Here is a 17,488-nt window from a genome sequence, read left to right on the forward strand (position 1 = left end):
TCACAGAGACGATTCTACTCTGAGGATCTTGGAAGCGCTCAAATTTAGTGACTACAATTTGTGAGGGAGGGGCATCCTTTCCGCAGCTCAGGCAAGCGATACTACGGAGAGTCACAGCAAGCCCGGCCTAAACTGACGGCGGTGAGCGGCGCCCACCCCAAAGCAGGAATGCCCGCCAGCGTCGTCGGGCGTTCCGGAGGGGTTCTCCCCGCCCACGGGGGCTCGGCCCCGCCTCGGCCGTCACCGTGGTTCTCCCACCCACCCAGCCCTTTGTTTCCCTTCGGGGCTCCGCCCCGCCCCGTCGTCGCGGTGGTTTTCCCACCTACCCAGCCCTAATTAGGGCTATCGGGTTTGCCTTCGGGCAGACTTGGTGCCAGGTAGCCGCCGGTGGGTGAGCACTCCCCAGCCCTGGGCCCTTCGGGGTTCCGCCCCGCTCTCGTCGTGGTGGTTTCCATTCACCCATCTCTTTGTTCCCCTCGGGCTCCGCCCCGTCCCGATCGCAGCAGGGCGCCAGCGCCGCTGACCCGGTCGACGTGGCGGAGCTTGTCGGGATTGGCAATGGAGTGGATGGTCTGGATCTGGCCGTCGGCGATGTTGAGGCCCATGATCCCGACCAGCCGGTCCTGGGCGTCGAATGCCATGGCGCCGGGCTGGCCGTTGACCTCGGCGACCTGGATGCGCACGCCCCGGCGCGCCAGCGCGGACATCCCGGCCGACAAGGTCCGTGCCACGCGCTCCCGGCCGAAGACCGGCCGCGCCTGCGCCGGCACCTTGCCGCCGCCGTCAACATGCAGCGCCACGTCCTGCGCCAGCAGCGCCTCCAGCGCGCGCAGGTCGCCCTGCCCGGCGGCGGCGAAGAAGCGCTGAGCCAGTTCTTCTCGCTGCCGCCGGGAGGAGTGGTAGCGCGGTCGGCGCTCCCGGACGTGGCGGCGGGCCCGCGCGACCAGGTGCCGCGTGCTGTCCACATCGGTGCCGATGAACTCGGCGACCTCGGCGTACGGATACTCGAACACCTCCCGCAGCAGGAACGCGGCCCGCTGCCGCGGCGACAAGCTCTCCAGCAGCACCAGGAACGCCAGCGACAGCGAGTCGGCGGTCTCGGCATGCTCGGCCGGTGACAGACCGGTGACCACCGGTTCCGGCAGCCACTCACCGACGTACCGCTCCCGCCGGACCCGCGCCGAGCGAAGCTGGTCGATGGCCAGCCGGGTGACCAGCGTGGCGAGGTACGCCCGCGGCGAGGTGATCTGCTCGTCGCGTCGCAGGGTCTGGTGCATCCGCAGGAACGCTTCCTGCACCACGTCCTCGGCTTCGCTGACGCTGCCGAGCATCCGGTAGGCGATGGCGAACGCCCGGGGTCGCAGCTCGTCGTACAGGTCGGCGGCAGACATGTCCGGCTATCTCATTCCCTCGGTGAAACCCGTACGCCAGGTCGGGTATCGCGGCGCCCAGTCCAGTTCGCGTTTGATCTTCTCGCTGGAGATCCCGCGGGCCCGCGTCATCATGTCCACCGGGGTCCTGCCGGCCAGCAGGCGTACGAGCCAGGCCGGTACGCGGCGCGGCGGTTTGGCGCCGAGCGCGCGGGCCAGTTCCGGCAGCCAGTCGCGCACCGGCGCCGGTTCATCATCGCCGACGTGGTAGATCCCGGGCTTGCCGCGTTCGATGGCCGCGACCGTGGCCGACGCGGCATCGGTGATGTGCACCAGCGACCACACCCCACCGCCGCCACCCACGATCGGGAACCTTCGCCTGCGGATCAGCCCGGCCATGACCGCGTCCGGCGCGGCCTCGATGCCGGTCCCCGGGCCATAGAAGCCACCGTAGCGAAGCACGATGCCGTCGGCCCAGCTGATGCCGGTCACCGCCGCCTCCAGGTGGCGCAGCGCGGCCACCGCCGCCGCGGCGTCCGCAGGCGGGTTCGGCTCGATCCGGCCGTTCTCGTCGGCGACCGGCCCGCCGGTGCGCTCCATCCACCCGGAGTTGCTCTGCGCCACGAACTTGGCGACGCCGACGGCACGCGCGGCGGCCAGCAGGTGGTCGGTGCCTTCGGTGCGCAGCCGGTTGGTGGCGGCCGCCATCCGCTTCACGTGCCGGAAGTCCGCCGGTCCGCGCAGCGCGGTGAGCTGATGGACGATCACCTCAGGCTCGGCCCTGGCCACCACGTCGGCCACCGAGTCGGGGTCGAGCGCGTCGACGATCACCGGTTCGGCGCCGAGCGCCCGCAGCGCGCCGGTCTTGGCCGCCGAGCGGGTTGTGCCGACCACCTCGTGGCCGCGCGCCACGAGCTGGAAAACGAGATGGCTGCCGATCGCGCCGGACGCTCCGGCAATGAAGATTCTCATGACGTCTCCGTTCGTCGTGCTCACCAACAGGAGACGAGACACCCCCGCAGCCCATGAACGGCAGTTACCCATTTCACAGTAGGGCGGGGTTATGCCGCCGGGCACTCCGGTCAACGCGTTCGAGGGCAACAAGGCCGAGATGACAGGTGTTCATGAAAGCCCAGCGGCTGCCCGACGCCGACCGGCGGAGGCTGTGCCCACGGCGTCCCGGCCGGGGTGTAGCCAGACGTCGCGCTGGGGTCAGCCGGTGAAGGACTGGGGGCCGAAGCGGCCCCACGCCACGAGGGCGGCCAGGGCGAGGAAGGCCAGGTTGACCACGATTGCCTGGGCCTCGTGACGGCGGAGGTGCGTGATGATCGCACCGATCATCAGCAGCACCAGACCGACGGCGGCCAGCGGCACCAGAACCGGCGCGATATCGAGCAGGGCGGGCAGGATCAGGCCCACCCCGGCCAGGATCTCGAGGGTGCCGATGGCCTTGACGGCGCCGGCGCCGAAGTCTTCGGCGAATCCCATGCCGGAGGCGGCCAGCTTCTCCTTGGGCTGGATCAGCTTCACGGCGCCGCCGGCCAGGAAGATTACGGCCAGCAGTCCCGTAATGATCCACAGAGCGATGTTCATGAGGGTTCTCCTCGCAGGGTTGTGAGCGACTTCGGTTTCGAAGTCGGAGGGGGGTGATCGGGGGGCCACGTGAGGGTGGCCAGGGCGGTGCCGATCTGGCTGGTGGGATCCCGGCAGGCCGGTGCTGGATGGCGCTGCTGAAAGCGTCCATGCCGGCGGTGTAGTCGGGAGCGGTCAGGCGCGATCGCAGGACGGAGAGGGCCGGTCATGATGTCGCGAGCTTTCTTGTTCGCTGGATGATGTGTTCGTCTCAGCAGTTCGACGACATAGCCCCTGGAAAGGTGAGGTGCTTTGCCGACCTCACAGTTCGGTGCGATGTCTCGTCGTACTGGTGAGGCCAGATGCGACCAAGGGAGTCGTCGACACCATGACCCGATCCGAGCCAGGACACAGCCGACCCGATCCGACCCTGAGCGCGATCATGAGCGAGCGGCGTCAGCTGATCAATCTCGCGTACCGGCTCCTCGGCTCCCTGGCCGAGGCGGAGGATGTCGTACAGGAGACGTACGCCCGCTGGTATGCCATGTCCCAGCAACAGCAGGAGGCCATCGAGTCCCCCGGCGCCTGGCTGACGAAGGTCGCCAGTCGCATCTGCCTCGACCTGCTCGGCTCGGCACGCGCCCGGCGGGAGCGCTACGTGGGCGAATGGATCCCGGAGCCGCTGCCCGGACGTACGGAGTGGATCAACGGCCGGACGGGCGGCGCCACAGCCGACCCGGCCGACCGGGTCACCCTCGACGAGTCGATCAACATGGCCTTCCTCGTCGTGCTCGAATCGATGACCCCAGCCGAGCGCGTCGCGCTCATCCTGCACGATGTCTTCCGCTACTCCTTCGCCGAAGTCGCCGAGATCGTCGGCCGCACACCGGCGGCATGCCGCCAACTGGCCTCCTCGGCCCGCCGTCGCATTCGCGCGTCCCAGCCTCCCGCGACTCCGACAGCCCAGCAGGCCGGCATCGTCAGGAACTTCAAGCAGGCATGGGAAGCCAGGGACATCGACGCCCTCATCGGCCTCCTCGACCCCGAAGCCACCGCGATCGCCGACGGCGGCGGCCTCGCCAGCGCCCACCTCCACCCGATCGCAGGCGGCGAGCCGATCGCACGCGCCTTCCTCGAGGTCGCCGAGAAGGCACCCGACCTGACGCTCCTGGAGCGCACGGTCAACGGTCAGCCCGGTCTGGTGGCTCAACTGGACGGCGTCACCGTCGTAGTGGTGGCGTTCGACGTCGCAGGCGACCGGATCAAACACATCTGGGCAGTACGGAACCCCGAGAAACTCCGACCTTGGACGACGGCCTGGCGCGCGTATCCGTAATTCGGCCCGTGCCGGGAAGCAGCCCGTAACGACGGGAACGGGGCGGAGCCCCGAGTGCGTAATGGCGGGGTCGGGCGGAGCCCGAGGGGAAACAAAGGGATGGGCGGGTGGGACAACCACAGTGACGGCCGGTGCGGGGTCCCGAGGTAGATCAGGGTGAGAGGACCAGGGGGATCAAGCTGCCGCTTCGTTCGGGTGACCACGGTGTTGGCGGGAGCGGGCGGAGCCCGAGGGGAAATAAGGGGATGGGTGGGTGGGGAACAACCACGGTGTTGGACGGTCTGTGGCTGTGGGGCGTTCGTTCTTCAGGTGGATGCGAAACTATCGCGGGCATGCGATCGTCTATCGGGTAGACGGGGTGATGCGGGACAGAGGGCCCCCCGTCCTCTCCCCCAGGAGGCGACATGGAGCTGGTGCTTCTGGTCTCCGCGATCGTTATCGCGGTGCTGGTCTTCTCGGTCGCGTCGGCGGTCAGTCGAGAACTTCGGCGGGTCCGGTCCAGGCATGCGCTCGGCGGGCCACCCCCGGACGTGTACGAGCTCGCGTACCTGGCCGGAGGGCCGCGACGAACGGTGAACACGGCGATCGCGATGCTCAGCGCGCAGGGCAAGATCCGGGTGGCCCGGGGCGGGCGGGTGACCACCGTAGCTGGCGCCAGCGGTTCGCGGGAGGCGGTCGAGCAGGAGCTCCTCGATCTGGCCGCCGTGCCCGGCGGCCGGACGGCCGGTGAGGTACGGCAAATAATGGCCCAAGGACCTGCGTTGATCGGGCTCATGCATCGGCTGATCGGCCGCGGCTACATGGTCCAGGACGCCGCCCTCACGCACGGCCGCGTCCTCAACCGCGGCCTGGGCTGGTTCGTCGTGTTGTCCGGCCTCAACTGGGTGATCTCGGTGGTGGCGCTCGCCACCGATTCGGTTCCGGTCAGCGTCTTCAACATCCTCGCCCTGGTCGCCGGCGCGTTCGTCAGCCTGATCGGCCTGGGCCTGCACCAAGCCAACCGGACCAGGTTGCGGAACCTGCTGACGAACGCCGGGTACCAGGTCCTGAGCACGGCCAAGCTCACCCACCGTCCCGGTTCCGGGACCAGCCGGAACTTCGTCTTCTACTCCGATCACCACCCCGGCCACGCCAACGACAACGCCTTCGCGTACGCGGCGGTCGGCGGCGCGGTCGCGCTGTACGGCCTCGGCGAATTCAACTCGCCCGACGCGGCTGAGATCGCGAGAGAAGACGAGAACCCCGGGAGCAGCGGGTACGGGTGCGCGGCGGGCGCTTGCGGCGGCGGAGGCGGCGGGTCCAGCGATTCCAGCAGCTGGGGCTCCGAGCCGGGCGGCTTCGGCGGTGGCGACTTCGGCGGCGGCTCCAGCGATTCGGGCGGCGGATCGAGCTGCGGTGGCGGTGGCTGCGGCGGTGGCTGCGGTGGTGGTGGTTGAGGTGGCGGCTGATCCCGCTCGCTCGTATGTCCCTCCGCTGAGTGGGGGCTTGCCGGATTCGTCGGGGCAGGGCCTTTCCGCGCACCCGCTGGGTTCCGTGCGCTTGCCGGATTTCTTAGGGCAGGGCTCTTCCGCGCATCCGTCGGGTTCCGGGCACTTGTCGGATTCTGCTTCACGTGAGGATCGGGGATTCTCCGCGGAATCGTTGGGTTCTGGGCGCTTGCCGCTGTCCTCGCCATCGGAAGCGCCCCTCACGGGGAGCGGTCGATTGAGGGGGTCTCGGGTCGAGTTAGGGGTGGGGATCGGATGGCGGTCCGAGATCGATCTCACCGTGGAGCGGCTGCCGGGGGTCGAGTTCGTTGAGGTGATCGCGGAGATGCTGCGGCCTGGGCGGATTCCGGAGTCGTTGCGGGTGTTGCGGGAGCGTGGGGTGCCCGTGATTCCGCACGGGGTGGCGCTGGGGATCGGCGGTGCCGACAAGCCGGAAATTTCGCGACTTGAGCATTTGGCCGCTTGCGCGGAGGCCCTGGACGCGCCGCTGGTCAGCGAACATCTGGCCTTCGTCCGGGGCGACGGCATGGAGGCCGGTCACCTGCTCCCCGTTCCCCGGACCCGCGACGCGCTGACGGTCGTCGTCGAGAACATCAAGATCGCGCAAGCCGAGTTGCCCGTTCCATTCGCGCTGGAGAATGTCGCCGCCCTGTTCGGCTGGCCCGACGACGAGCTCACGGAGGCCGAATTCCTCGGCGAACTCGTCGAACGCACCGGCGTCAAGCTGCTCATCGACGTGGCCAACCTCTACACCAACGAGGTGAACCTCGGCTCCGACGCCAGAGCCGCCCTCGATCGCCTGCCTCTCACCGAACTGGCCTACGTCCACGTCGCCGGCGGACACTCCCACAACGGTGTCTGGCACGACACCCACACCGCCTCCGTCCCGGAACCCATTCTGGACGTCCTCACCGAACTCTGTAGCCGCGTCGACCCGCCAGGAGTCCTCCTGGAATGGGACGACGACTACCCAAGCGACGCCGCCCTCGCCCAAGAGCTCACCCGCATCCGCACCGCGATGAGCCGAGCCTCCACCCGCCCATGACCGACCCTCAACCTCACCCGGCACCTTCAACGAGCCCGGCAGATTCCACGACACCCCCAACTGCTGCCGACCCTGCGGGTCCGATGGCCTCTGCGGATTCCGTGGCCTCTGCGGATTCCGTGGCCTCTGCGGATTCGTTGGAGTCTGTGGGGCTGGTGGAGTTGGCCTCTGTGGAGCTGGTGGACTCTGCCGGTTCGGCAGGTCCTGCGGGTTCGTTGGGCTCGGGGGACTTTGTGGGTTCGGCAGGTCCTGCGGGTTCGTTGGGCTCGGGGGACTTTGTGGGTTCGGCAGGTCCTGCGGGTTCGTTGGGCTCGGGGGACTTTGTGGGTTCGGCAGGTCCTGCGGGTTCGTTGGGCTCGGGGGACTTTGTGGGTTCGGCAGATCCCGTGGGTTCGTTGGGCTCGGGGGACTCTCTGGGTTCGGCAGATCCTGGGGGGTCGCAGAACTCTGTCGATGTGGCTCGGGAGCGCTTGGCCGTGGCCGAAGGTCGATTGCTTGCGGCTCTGGTCGCCGGGGGTCCGGAACCTCCCGGCTTCGATGGTTCCCGCCTGAGGATCCAGGCGCATAGCTTGATCGCCAAACGACGCGGTCTGGTGGCGACCGCTCTTCCCGCGCTGGCCTCCGCGCTCGGCGGGAACTTCGCCCGCGAGTTCTTCGACTACGCCAACGGCCGGCCCAAACCGCCTGGCGGCTCCCGCGCCGACGCCCGAGCCTTCGCCGAATGGCTTCGCGCGGAAGGCCGCCTCCCCGAGCAACCCGACAGGGCGGACAGTCTAAAGGCCGTCAAACCCCCGGGCATGGGAAGCCAGGCAATCGTTTGGGCTGGAGAGGAAGCCGCCCAATCCCCGTTGTGGCGATGGTGGCGACAGCGTAAGCAGCCGAGCTGACCCACATCCGCAAGCAGCCCTTCAACTACGTGGTTTTCCCACCCGCCCATCCCTTCGATTCCCCTCGGGCTCCGCCCGCCCCCGCCAACACCGTGATCACCCCGACGAAGCGGCAGCTTGATTCTCGTGGTTCTCCCACTCTGATCTACTTCGGGGCTCCGTACCGGCCGTCACTGTGGTTGTCCCACCCGCCCATCCCTTTGTTTTCCTCGGGCTCCGCCTGCCCCTGCCAACACCGTGGTCACCCCGACGAAGGGCAGCTTGATTCCCGTGGTTCTCCCACCCTGATCTACCTCGGGACTCCGCACCGGCCATCACCGTGGTTCTCCCATCCAGCCTTGCATGTGAACGACAGCCCCACCGTGGTGTCCGCCATCGGCCGCGTCGGCAGGTCCGGCGCCATCGTCGGATTCTCTTTCGGGCAGCTCCGACTGACCCCTGTTGATCGCCCTTTTGGCATGCCCATGAGTTGCATACGGGTGCGGTCGATGGCCCGTGCCCTGGACTGCTCCCGTCATCCTCGTGGCTGCCAACCCCCAGGACGGACCGCCGCGTCAAGGTCAGCGAAGCGAGGCACGACCGCACCTGACTCCTCGGGCACGATCTGGACATGTGAGTAGCGAGGACGGCGGAGAACTCCATCTCATTCAACCGCGATACACCTAGGGTGATGATCTAGCTGCGCTCGTGGGGGGTGAGGTTGTCCGGTCTGGCTGTGGGCGTGTGTCGTCCGCCCGGGGCGGGGCCGGGTGTGGAGGCGGGCACGCGGCTGGAGTCGGGTGCGACCTCCCGGGCCATGCCGGAGTCGGGTGGGGCACCCCGGGTGGCGGGGCTGGTGTGGGATGCGGCGCTGGTGTAGGCCATGCCGGAGTCGGGTGTGACGCCCTGGGCGGGGCCGGGGTTGGCTGTGGTGCCCCGGACGCGGCCGGGGTTGCAGTCGGGGTTGTGGGTGCTTGCTGTCCGGGCTGTCCGGGCTGCCCGGGTTGTTGGGGCTGCCAGGAGCGGCCCGGTTGCCCGGGTTGCTGGGGTTGGCGGTGCTGCTGACTGGGCTGTTTGCGGGGGTGGAGTTTGGGGTGGCGGTGGAAGCGCATCACCACGGTGCCGTTGCCTAGGTCGATGATGTCGACCCGGTCGGGGTGGCGGGATTTCCATTTGTTGTCCGGAGCGCACAGGGGGGCGAGGTTGGCCAGGTCGGTGCGGCCGACCGGGTGCCACGGCTGGATGTGGTCGATTTCGCAGAGGTAGGCGGGGACGTGGCAGCCTTGGCGGGTGCAGGTGGTGTATTGGGCGAGGATGGCTTCGCGTTGGTCGGCAGAGGCCAGGCGGCGGGCGCGGCCCAGGTCTAGGAGGGCGCCGTCGGTGTCGCGCAGGACGCGGCGTAGGTAGGCGGTGTAGGCCATGCGGCGGGCGTCGGCGGCCGGGATCGCGGTGCCGTCCTGCAGGTGGGCGGGGTCCTCGCTTTCGCCGGTGAGGGTCTGTTCGGTGACCGCGACGTGCATGACCGTCCGCCGCCCACCCTGCGACAGGCGCACGGCCAGGGCGTCGGCCATCCGCCGCCCGTGATCACGCCCGTCTTCGGCGCCGTTCTTGACGGCCAGCGGTTCGAGCCAGGTTTGGAACTGCAGGGTCAGTTCCGGGTCCAGCAGGCCGGTGACGCGGCCCATCCCGTCCAGGGTGGCGGCGATGTTGAGGTGCTGGCGTTCGGTGCGGGCGGCGGCGCGGGCCAGCCTGCCGCCCGGGTCGATGGTCTCCAGGATCACCTGACCGGCCCGGGTGACATCTTCGACGGTGGCGGCCGGATCGTCGGCCAGGGTGAGGAGGATCGGCTCGGCCAGCCGGGCTTCTTCGTCGTCCAGTGGCCGGACCGCTGAGGCGACCGCCGCCGCGGCCCCGAACGGCATGCGGCCCTCGGCCAGCCGCGCGGCCAGATCCGGCAGCCGCGACAGTTGGCGGGCCAGAGTGACCCGCTCCCCCGCCCGGGCGGCACGGGAACCGGTGGCCGCGGCCAGCCACGCCCCGATCGAGCGCCGCCCGAACAGCTGATGGCCTTTGCCGGTATCGGCCACGGCCAGCCGGACCGCGATCGCCGCCTCAGCCCGATCGATCACCCGCGACCACGCCAGGATCTCCGCCATCGCCGCCTCCACATCGCACGGCACCAGCGACTGATCGGCGGCGATCACCTCGGCCTCGTGCAGCAACTCCCGTACCCTCGCCCCGGCCAAACCCAGATCCGGGTGGTCATGGTGATCTGGGTGGTCTTGGTGATCTGGGCGGTCATGGTGGTCTGGGCGGTCATGGCGGGCTGGGTGGTCCCCGCGCCCGGCATCACGGCCAGCACCCTGATCGGTCCCCCGCCCGCGACCGGCACCCTGGCCGGCACCACCGGCGCCCTGACCGGCGCCCTGGCCGGCACCACCGGCAGCGTGATCGGCCTTCCCTGCACCCCAACCGGCCCGCTGGGCGCCGCGATCGGCCTCCCGGGCGTTGTGATCGGCCTCCCAAGCAGCGTGACCGGCCTCTCCGGCACCCCGATCGGCACCACGGGCAGCGTGGCCGGCCTCACGGGCATCCCGATCCGGCTCCCAGGTAGCGTGATCCTCCTCCCGGGCATCCCGACCGGGCCCCTCCGTACGCCGACCGGTTTCGCGGGCACGCTGATCTGTCTCCCGAGCACCATCACCAGCCTGTTGAGCACGCTGGCCAACAGGCTGGCCGGTCACCTGCCCGCTGCCCGAGGACCCGGGCCCGGATCCGGGCGAGGGCCGGTGGCCGCCGAAGGGCCGGACACCGGGCTGCCGGGCCGGGCCGAACGGGGCAGAGCCGAACCGGGTGTTGGCGGGTTCAGCGGTGGCTCGGGCGGTGCTGGAAGGCGTCGTTACGGGATGCGCCGTTGCGGGGTGTGCCGTTGGGGGGTGTGCCGTGCCGGAACGCGAGGTGCCGGAGTTCCTGCCGGAGTCGCTGCCGGAGTCGCTGTCGGAGTCGGCTGTGATGACTTGAGTTCGGGAGGGATCCAACAGCAGAACGGCGCCACGGGAATCGCCGGGAATGCCGGGACTACGGCCGGTTTCCTGCGCCCCGGCACGTCGCCGGAGCGAACGGAGTGGACGCGTTTGGGGGCCGAGAACCGGCACACCGCCGGAGCTGGCATTGAGGGAACCTCCGGCGGCGGGGTCGCGGCAGTCAAGGCCGGCTGGAGCGCAGGATTGCAGGGGCGAAAAGGAGGGGGCGGAGTCAGCGGGGGAACCAGTGGGGGAGGAGGTGGCGGCACGGTGGTCAGGCAGCAGGACGGCACCCGACGTCATCATCGCGGACCACCTCCCGTTTGGCTTGACCTACTGCCAGAATATCGCTCACACGTTCGATTATCAACTCTTCGTGTTCGCTTATGCGCGAATTGTCAGCAAGGTGATGTTGTCTTCGCGACGTATTAGTGCTGTCCCCTACTGCGGGAGCTCGGATCCATGCGGAGTGCTGTGGGAGCACTGTGTGTGAAACATTTGCCGAATTTCTGAGACAAAACTGGGCTCTCGCCAGGCGCGCGGCAATCCTCGCCTGTTGAGGCGGTCGTTGCCGCCAAGGCCGCAGATTACGTCGTCGCCAGGGGTGCCGGACGGTGTGTCGGCTGCGGCGGTTCCGATGATCGTGCAGGGCGGGGTCGGGGCAATCACCCAGTCTGGTTGGAAGTCGTGCGCGGCGTTGTTGGTGAGGTTGATCTGGCTGGTGCCGTTGGCGTTCATCGCGTAGACCTCGAGGTTGCCGTCCCGATCGCTCTTGCAGGAGTCGGCTCCTGATCCTCCGTTGTTGTAGTTGGTGCCGCCGTCGCCGTCGAGGGCGTCGTTTACCGCTGCCACCCCAGTGGGTGTAGTCGCCGCTGGCGCCGTCCAGGCGGTCGTTGCCGGGGCCTCCGTTGAGGGTGTCCTTGCCCGCGTTGCCGTGACATCGGTGAGGGTTCGGGAACAGGATTGCGCCCCTGGCCAGGAGTGCTCGGACCAGCGTCAAAACAGCCTGTCTCTATGGGCAAGTGGGAGAGTCGCCGCATTAATACATGTCGGGTTTGGGGGGATGTGCGGTGGATATCCTCTGGAGGTGGGAGGACTACGTTGTGTTGATGGTTCGTATCTGAGCGTTAATCCGGTCGTTTGCCGGGACAGCGCGGGCATCCCGTACGAGATCACCCTGGCCTTGTATCGGGACGGCGCGCCCTACGGGATGGTCGGCGAGAGGTGTGGGTGGTTGCTGGCGCGGCTGGCTAGAGGGGTGGCGGAAGCGCGGGAAGAGATGGGGGAGTGGGGGGATCCGGATGACCGATTCCCAAGGGGTGAAGACGAGTTGTTCGCGTTCCGATATCGCGCGAGGACCGACATTGTGGGGCGTGGGGAGTTGCGATGTCAGGTTCGGACGATTCCGGTGTGGGAGCAGCGGGGTGGCCGGGCGCGGGGAGAATGGCGGCTGACCAGGCGGGCGTTCGTGGAGGCCTGGGGGAGTCAGGGGGTCGGACTGCGAGCAGTGCTCACGTCCGGTGAGCTCGGAGCCTTCCTCGACGGCCTAGTCGCCGAGGCAGAAGACCGACTTGGCACCTGTTTTGGGATGGAACGCAACAGCAACCTCATAAAGGGAGCGGGCACTATCGCGCGCCCCCGATAATTGCTTGACCCAGCTGTCTCGGAAGTCGGCCTGAGGCGGCGGCGACGAAACCTGGGGGCGCCATGGGCGTGCGCGATCTCGTATACCGCAATCTCCTGTACAAGGTGTACGAGCGCAGGCTGGAGCACAAGATTGCCAAAGCGGCGGCTCCGATCCCCCGGCATGTCGGCGTGATAGTGGACGGGAACCGTCGCTGGGCCAGGATGATGGGCCTGGAGGACGTCAACCGCGGCCACCAGAAGGGCGCGGACAAGATCTCCGAGCTGCTGGTGTGGTGCCGCGAGGCCGGAGTGGAGTACGTCACCCTCTGGCTGCTCTCCACCGACAATCTCTCCCGCGACAAGGCCGAGCTGGAACCCCTGCTCCAGGTGATCGAGGGCCTGGTGGGCAATCTCGTCGAGCAGGGATGGCACGTCACCCCCATGGGATCGCTCGATTTGTTGCCCGATCACACGGCTCGTGTCCTGAAAGATGCCAAAGAAGTCACATCACACCGTCCCGGGCTGATTGTGAACGTTGCGGTTGGGTATGGAGGAAGACGTGAGATCGCTGATGCGGTGCGCTCTCTTCTCCAGGAGCACGCCAGCAAGGGCGCGAGTATCGAGGACCTTGTCGAGGTCCTCGATGTCGAGCACATCGCGGAGCATCTCTACACGCGTGGCCTGCCCGACCCGGATCTTGTCATCCGGACCTCGGGAGAGCAGCGACTGTCCGGATTCCTGCTCTGGCAGAGCGCCCACTCGGAGTTCTACTTCTGCGAGGCCTACTGGCCCGATTTTCGCAGGGTCGACTTCCTCCGGGCACTCCGGTCCTATGGCGCGCGTCACCGTAGGTACGGCTCCTGAAACGGCACGTGAACAGCCCCTATCGGACAGGATTGAAGCGTTGGCGGGCGGGGATTCAGGTCGTACCGTAAGAAGTAAGCAGCAGTGCTTACCTCGGGAGAGGGCCCATCCTTGCGTCTCAAAGACCTTGCGAGGAGGGCCGGTCCACGGTTCCGCCTCGGCGGGGTCCGGGCCCGGTCCGTTCACCACCAGTCAAGGCAGGGCGCCGCGCTTTGGCGCCCGGGGGAGAACGCGTGGCATTGTCCTCAGGCAACCCGTCCAAGTCCCGTCGCACGTACATCCTCGACACATCAGTGCTGCTCGCTGATCCAGCGGCGATGAGCCGCTTCGAAGAGCACGAGGTTGTACTCCCGATCGTCGTCATCACCGAGCTGGAGGCCAAGCGGCATCATCCCGAACTGGGGTACTTCGCCAGGCAGGCTCTGCGCTCACTCGACGACCTCCGGGTGCGGCACGGACGACTCGACGAGCCTATGCCCATCGGCGAGGGCACGATCAGGGTGGAGCTCAACCACAGTGACCCATCGGGGTTGCCGGCCGGGTTTCGGCTGGGCGACAACGACACCAGGATCCTGACCGTCGCGCAGAACCTCGCCAGCGAGGGCTTCGACGTGGTGCTGGTCTCCAAGGACCTGCCGATGCGGGTGAAGGCCGCCTCCATCGGCCTGGCCGCGGAGGAGTACCGGGCCGAGTTGGTGGCCACCACCGACAACGGCTGGACTGGAATGTCGGAACTCCAGGTGACGACGGAGGATGTCGAGGCGCTCTTCGAGAGCGGCACGGCAGACCTGGAGGAAGCGCGCGAGCTGCCCACCCACACCGGGCTGCGGCTGCTGTCCAGCAAGGGCTCGGCACTCGGCCGGGTGCTGCCGGACAAGTCGGTCCGGCTGGTCCGCGGCGACCGCGAGGTGTTCGGCCTGCACGGCCGCTCCGCCGAGCAGCGCATCGCCCTCGACCTGCTGATGGACCCCGAGGTGGGCATCGTCTCGCTCGGCGGCCGGGCGGGCACCGGCAAGTCGGCGCTGGCCCTGTGCGCGGGCCTGGAGGCCGTGCTGGAGCGCCGCCAGCACCGCAAGGTGATCGTCTTCCGCCCGTTGTACGCGGTGGGTGGCCAGGACCTCGGCTACCTGCCGGGCACCGAGAACGAGAAGATGGGCCCCTGGGCGCAGGCGGTCTACGACACCCTGGGCGCGGTCACCACACCGGAGGTGATCGAGGAGGTGCTCGACCGCGGCATGCTGGAGGTGCTGCCGCTGACGCACATCCGCGGCCGGTCCCTGCACGACGCGTTCGTGATCGTGGACGAGGCCCAGTCGCTGGAGCGCGGCGTGCTGCTGACCGTGCTGTCCAGGATCGGGGCCAACTCCCGGGTGGTGCTCACCCACGACATCGCGCAGCGTGACAACCTGCGGGTGGGGCGGCACGACGGCGTGGTCGCGGTGGTCGAGAAGCTCAAGGGCCACCCGCTGTTCGCGCACGTCACGCTGACCCGCTCGGAGCGGTCGCCGATCGCGGCCCTGGTCACCGAGATGCTGGAAGACATCACCGTCTAACGGGGCAGCTGCCGGCCTTCTGCCGCGAGGTCCCAGAACTCGCGGCAGGTGTGCTCGCCGAGGGTTCTCGGCCCGCTCACGTCGGTGTGGGTGATCTTCACGGCCCAGATGTCCTGCCGCTGCCGCATGGCGGTGCAGGTCATCTGGGCCAGCGCCGTTCTGGTGATCTGCCCGCCCCCGGTGATGAACAGCGACAGCCGGAATCCGTCGGCGTTTTCCGGGTCGTTGCGTACGACACCGAAACGCGTCATCTGGCTGGACTGCCATTGCAGCCCGGCCAGGTCGGTGCTCAGCCCGTCGGTGGTCCTGGCGCCCGCCTCGAACAGCGCCCCCATGACGTCGTCCATGGAGTGCGAGGCCGCCGCGACCTTGAGCGGTTCGAGCCGGTTCTCGCGAAGCAGGTAAACCGTGGCGAAGGTGAATTTCGGGCTGATGACCGGCGGCATCCCGCCGTCCAGCACATCGGTCGGCCGCACCCCGCAGGCGGTGAGCAGGATCAGGGCGAGCAGCCAGAGCCTTCTCATGGGCGTGGCACCCAGAGCGTGAACTGCGTGCCGGGCTCGGCGAGCTTCACGGTGATCGTGCCCCGGTGCAGTTCGGCGTTGGCCTTGGCGATGGACAGCCCCAGGCCGCTGCCGTCGCTGCGCGTCCTGGTCACCCCGGCCTTGAAGAACCGGTCGAACACGTGCGGCAGGGCTTGCCGGGGGATGCCCTCGCCGTGGTCGCGGACCATCACCTCCAGGCCGCTGGGCAGCACCCGGGCGCTGATCAGCACCGGCGGCGCGCCGTGGCTGAGCGCGTTGCCCGCCAGGTTGGCCACGATCACGTCGAACCGGCGCGGGTCCAGCGAGTAGATCAGCCCCGGCGGCACGGTCAGCTTGACCTGGTCGCTCCACCCGCGCATCTCCAGGCAGTCGGCCAGCGCGTCGCCCACGTCCACATTCTCCCGGTGCAGTACGGCCGCGCCGGAGTCGAACCGGCTCACCTCGATCAGGTGCTCCACCAGCACCCGCAGCCGGACGATCTCCTTCACCACCAGGTGCGTCGCCTGCCCGGCGTCCTCGGGCAGCTTGCCGGCCTCCTCGCTGAGCATGTCGGTGACCGCGATCATGGTGGTCAGCGGGGTGCGCAGCTCGTGCGACACGTCCGCCACGAACCGGCGCGACATGGCCTCGAGCCCGCGCAGCTCGGAGACGGTCTGCTCCAGCGCGGCGGCGGTCTCGTTGAAGGTGGCGGTCAGCTCGGCCAGCTCGTCCCGGCCGTGCACTGGCAGCCGGGTGTCGAGCTCGCCCGCGCCGAGCGCCCGGGCGGCCGCGCCGAGCCTGCGGATCGGGAGCAGCACCTGGCGGGCCGAGAGCAGGGCCAGGCTGAGCGCGATCACCAGGGTGAGCAGGCCGGCCTGGAGCAGCGCGTAGCGCAGGTTGGCGAGGACCCGCTCCTCGTTGCGCATCGAGACGAAGACGTACACCGACATGCCGGTGGAGCGGGTGGAGCCGGTGCCGGTGAGGCGTTCCACGTCGGTGCCGACCAGGAGCATCGGCTCGTCGTTGATCATCAGGGTCTGGTAGGAGAGCCGGTTCCTGGCCTCGGCGCGGAGCTTGTCGGGGATGTCGTCGGGGCCGAGGGTGGCGCCGTCGCTGGTGCGGGGGACCTCCTGGCCGTACTCCAGGACGACCTGGCGGTCGGGCCCGCTCAGCGATTCCACCAGGCCGGCCAGGTCGTCGTCGGTGACCGAGGCGTCGTTGGGCCAGAGCAGGTCGCTGGTGCCGATCGGCAGGGTCATCCGGTCCAGCACGTCGCGGACGTCCTCGATCGCGCTGCTCTCGGCGCGGTGCAGCAGCTCACCGCGGACCAGCTGGTAGCCGATGCCCGCGACCATCACCGAGGCGGTCACCGCGACGATCGTGAACGTGACGACCAGCCTCTTCCGCAGGCTCCTCACGGGGGGCTGAAGCGGTAGCCGAAGCCGCGGACCGTGTGGATGAAGATCGGCTCGGCCGGGACCGGCTCGATCTTGGCGCGGATGCGCTGCACGCACGCGTCCACCAGCCGGGAGTCGGCCACGTGGGTGTGGTCCCAGACCGCGCGCAGCAGGTAGCGCCGGTTGAGCACCTGCCCGGGATGGCGGACCAGCTCCAGCAGCAGCCGCAGCTCGGTCGGGGTGAGGTGGATCTCGCGAGCGTGCAGGGTGACCTTCAGCGCGCCCCGGTCGATGACCAGGTCGCCGAAGGTGATGCGGTCGGTGGAGGCCGATTCGAGCCGCCGCAGCACCGCCCTGATCCGGGCGTCGAGCACCCGCGGTTCGACCGGTTTGACTACGTAGTCGTCGGCGCCCGCCTCCAGGCCGACCACCACGTCCAGGTCGTCGCCGCGCGCGGTGAGCAGGATGATCGGCAGCGAGTCCAGCTTCCTGATCCGGCGGCACACCTCGACGCCGTCGATTCCGGGCAGCATCACATCCAGGATCACGATCTCCGGCCGCCGGGCCCTGATGTGATCGAGCGCCTCTTCACCCGTCGCGTACCCGGTGACGGAATGCCCCTGCCGGGCCAGCGCGAGCTCGAGGCCGGTACGGACCGAGGGGTCGTCTTCGACCAGGAGGATGCCTGCCACTGAGTCATTATGGGGCCTCGAATGTACCGAAACCGTGACACCGGACGCACAGGATCCCAACGATGCCCCGGAAGGCTGGCCAGGGGGCCCTCCTTCGGTACGGGGGTCCGAGGGGCGGCCCCTCCAGCAACAC

Annotated in this window: 15 protein-coding genes; 6 read left to right on the top strand and 9 right to left on the bottom strand. The window is 68.8% G+C overall.

What is annotated here, in order from left to right:
* Nucleotides 1-455 precede the first annotated feature (455 nt).
* The 3 genes from ABGB08_RS48540 to ABGB08_RS48550 form a co-directional block, all read right to left on the bottom strand.
* Entirely contained in the window at nucleotides 456-1,391 is a 936-nt protein-coding gene (locus ABGB08_RS48540; RefSeq protein WP_347605382.1) for an RNA polymerase sigma-70 factor, read from the bottom strand.
* Between the two features lie 6 nt (nucleotides 1,392-1,397).
* Entirely contained in the window at nucleotides 1,398-2,342 is a 945-nt protein-coding gene (locus ABGB08_RS48545; RefSeq protein ID WP_347605385.1) for an NAD(P)-dependent oxidoreductase, read from the bottom strand.
* A gap of 240 nt (nucleotides 2,343-2,582) precedes the next feature.
* The gene (locus tag ABGB08_RS48550; RefSeq protein ID WP_347605388.1) at nucleotides 2,583-2,963 is read right to left on the bottom strand and encodes a DoxX family protein; all 381 of its coding nucleotides are present in this window, start codon (nucleotides 2,961-2,963) and stop codon (nucleotides 2,583-2,585) included.
* Between the two features lie 367 nt (nucleotides 2,964-3,330).
* Here ABGB08_RS48550 and sigJ point away from each other — a divergent pair, with 367 nt between their 5' ends.
* The 4 genes from sigJ (at nucleotide 3,331) to ABGB08_RS48570 (ending at nucleotide 7,697) form a co-directional block, all read left to right on the top strand.
* Nucleotides 3,331-4,278, top strand: coding sequence for an RNA polymerase sigma factor SigJ (gene sigJ, locus ABGB08_RS48555; RefSeq protein ID WP_347605391.1), 948 nt, complete (start codon nucleotides 3,331-3,333; stop codon nucleotides 4,276-4,278).
* 404 nt (nucleotides 4,279-4,682) lie between these two features.
* Nucleotides 4,683-5,714: a TIGR04222 domain-containing membrane protein gene (locus tag ABGB08_RS48560; RefSeq protein WP_347605394.1), complete on the top strand. Its 1,032-nt coding sequence runs from the start codon at nucleotides 4,683-4,685 to the stop codon at nucleotides 5,712-5,714.
* Nucleotides 5,715-5,982: 268 nt separating this feature from the next.
* Complete coding sequence (locus ABGB08_RS48565; RefSeq protein ID WP_347605396.1) at nucleotides 5,983-6,810, top strand: DUF692 domain-containing protein; 828 nt, start codon at nucleotides 5,983-5,985, stop codon at nucleotides 6,808-6,810.
* 569 nt (nucleotides 6,811-7,379) lie between these two features.
* Nucleotides 7,380-7,697, top strand: a complete 318-nt coding sequence (locus tag ABGB08_RS48570) for a hypothetical protein (protein ID WP_347605399.1) — start codon at nucleotides 7,380-7,382, stop codon at nucleotides 7,695-7,697.
* A gap of 662 nt (nucleotides 7,698-8,359) precedes the next feature.
* On the opposite strand, the gene ABGB08_RS48575 is transcribed toward ABGB08_RS48570, so the two are convergent.
* The 3 genes from ABGB08_RS48575 to ABGB08_RS48585 all read right to left on the bottom strand — a co-directional run bounded on the left by ABGB08_RS48575 (nucleotide 8,360) and on the right by ABGB08_RS48585 (nucleotide 11,551).
* Nucleotides 8,360-9,922: a DUF222 domain-containing protein gene (locus tag ABGB08_RS48575; protein WP_347605402.1), complete on the bottom strand. Its 1,563-nt coding sequence runs from the start codon at nucleotides 9,920-9,922 to the stop codon at nucleotides 8,360-8,362.
* Entirely contained in the window at nucleotides 9,877-10,269 is a 393-nt protein-coding gene (locus ABGB08_RS48580) for a hypothetical protein (protein WP_347605404.1), read from the bottom strand. Before ABGB08_RS48580 ends, ABGB08_RS48575 begins: the two co-directional genes overlap by 46 nt.
* An 871-nt stretch (nucleotides 10,270-11,140) precedes the next feature.
* Nucleotides 11,141-11,551 carry a hypothetical protein gene (locus ABGB08_RS48585; RefSeq protein WP_347605407.1) on the bottom strand — a complete coding sequence of 137 codons (411 nt, stop codon included), beginning with the start codon at nucleotides 11,549-11,551 and terminating at the stop codon, nucleotides 11,141-11,143.
* 855 nt (nucleotides 11,552-12,406) lie between these two features.
* Here ABGB08_RS48585 and ABGB08_RS48590 point away from each other — a divergent pair.
* Together ABGB08_RS48590 and ABGB08_RS48595 are read left to right on the top strand one after the other, a co-directional pair.
* Entirely contained in the window at nucleotides 12,407-13,189 is a 783-nt protein-coding gene (locus tag ABGB08_RS48590) for an isoprenyl transferase (RefSeq protein WP_155347068.1), read from the top strand.
* Nucleotides 13,190-13,467: 278 nt separating this feature from the next.
* Nucleotides 13,468-14,742, top strand: coding sequence for a PhoH family protein (locus ABGB08_RS48595; RefSeq protein WP_218041065.1), 1,275 nt, complete (start codon nucleotides 13,468-13,470; stop codon nucleotides 14,740-14,742).
* Here ABGB08_RS48595 and ABGB08_RS48600 read toward each other — a convergent pair.
* Genes ABGB08_RS48600 through ABGB08_RS48610 form a run of 3 tightly spaced genes read right to left on the bottom strand, consistent with a single transcriptional unit; the run spans nucleotide 14,739 to nucleotide 17,355 of the window.
* Entirely contained in the window at nucleotides 14,739-15,266 is a 528-nt protein-coding gene (locus ABGB08_RS48600; RefSeq protein ID WP_347605410.1) for a hypothetical protein, read from the bottom strand. The genes ABGB08_RS48595 and ABGB08_RS48600 overlap by 4 nt on opposite strands.
* A complete protein-coding gene (locus ABGB08_RS48605; protein WP_347605413.1) occupies nucleotides 15,263-16,684 on the bottom strand; it encodes an ATP-binding protein in 1,422 nt (473 codons plus the stop codon). The genes ABGB08_RS48600 and ABGB08_RS48605 overlap by 4 nt, the downstream gene beginning before the upstream one ends.
* Nucleotides 16,681-17,355 carry a response regulator transcription factor gene (locus ABGB08_RS48610; RefSeq protein ID WP_155354785.1) on the bottom strand — a complete coding sequence of 225 codons (675 nt, stop codon included), beginning with the start codon at nucleotides 17,353-17,355 and terminating at the stop codon, nucleotides 16,681-16,683. Before ABGB08_RS48610 ends, ABGB08_RS48605 begins: the two co-directional genes overlap by 4 nt.
* Nucleotides 17,356-17,488 lie beyond the last annotated feature (133 nt).

The organism is Acrocarpospora sp. B8E8, from assembly GCF_039871605.1.
GTDB classification, from domain to species: Bacteria; Actinomycetota; Actinomycetes; order Streptosporangiales; family Streptosporangiaceae; genus Acrocarpospora; species Acrocarpospora macrocephala.

Excerpts from the sequence above, each read along its gene's own strand:
- ABGB08_RS48540 (WP_347605382.1), bottom strand. The coding sequence starts at position 1,391 with ATGTCTGCCGCCGACCTGTACGACGAGCTGCGACCCCGGGCGTTCGCC.
- ABGB08_RS48545 (WP_347605385.1), bottom strand. The coding sequence starts at position 2,342 with ATGAGAATCTTCATTGCCGGAGCGTCCGGCGCGATCGGCAGCCATCTC.
- ABGB08_RS48550 (WP_347605388.1), bottom strand. The coding sequence starts at position 2,963 with ATGAACATCGCTCTGTGGATCATTACGGGACTGCTGGCCGTAATCTTC.
- sigJ (WP_347605391.1), top strand. The coding sequence starts at position 3,331 with ATGACCCGATCCGAGCCAGGACACAGCCGACCCGATCCGACCCTGAGC.
- ABGB08_RS48560 (WP_347605394.1), top strand. The coding sequence starts at position 4,683 with ATGGAGCTGGTGCTTCTGGTCTCCGCGATCGTTATCGCGGTGCTGGTC.
- ABGB08_RS48580 (WP_347605404.1), bottom strand. The coding sequence starts at position 10,269 with ATGCCCGTGAGGCCGGCCACGCTGCCCGTGGTGCCGATCGGGGTGCCG.
- ABGB08_RS48590 (WP_155347068.1), top strand. The coding sequence starts at position 12,407 with ATGGGCGTGCGCGATCTCGTATACCGCAATCTCCTGTACAAGGTGTAC.
- ABGB08_RS48600 (WP_347605410.1), bottom strand. The coding sequence starts at position 15,266 with ATGAGAAGGCTCTGGCTGCTCGCCCTGATCCTGCTCACCGCCTGCGGG.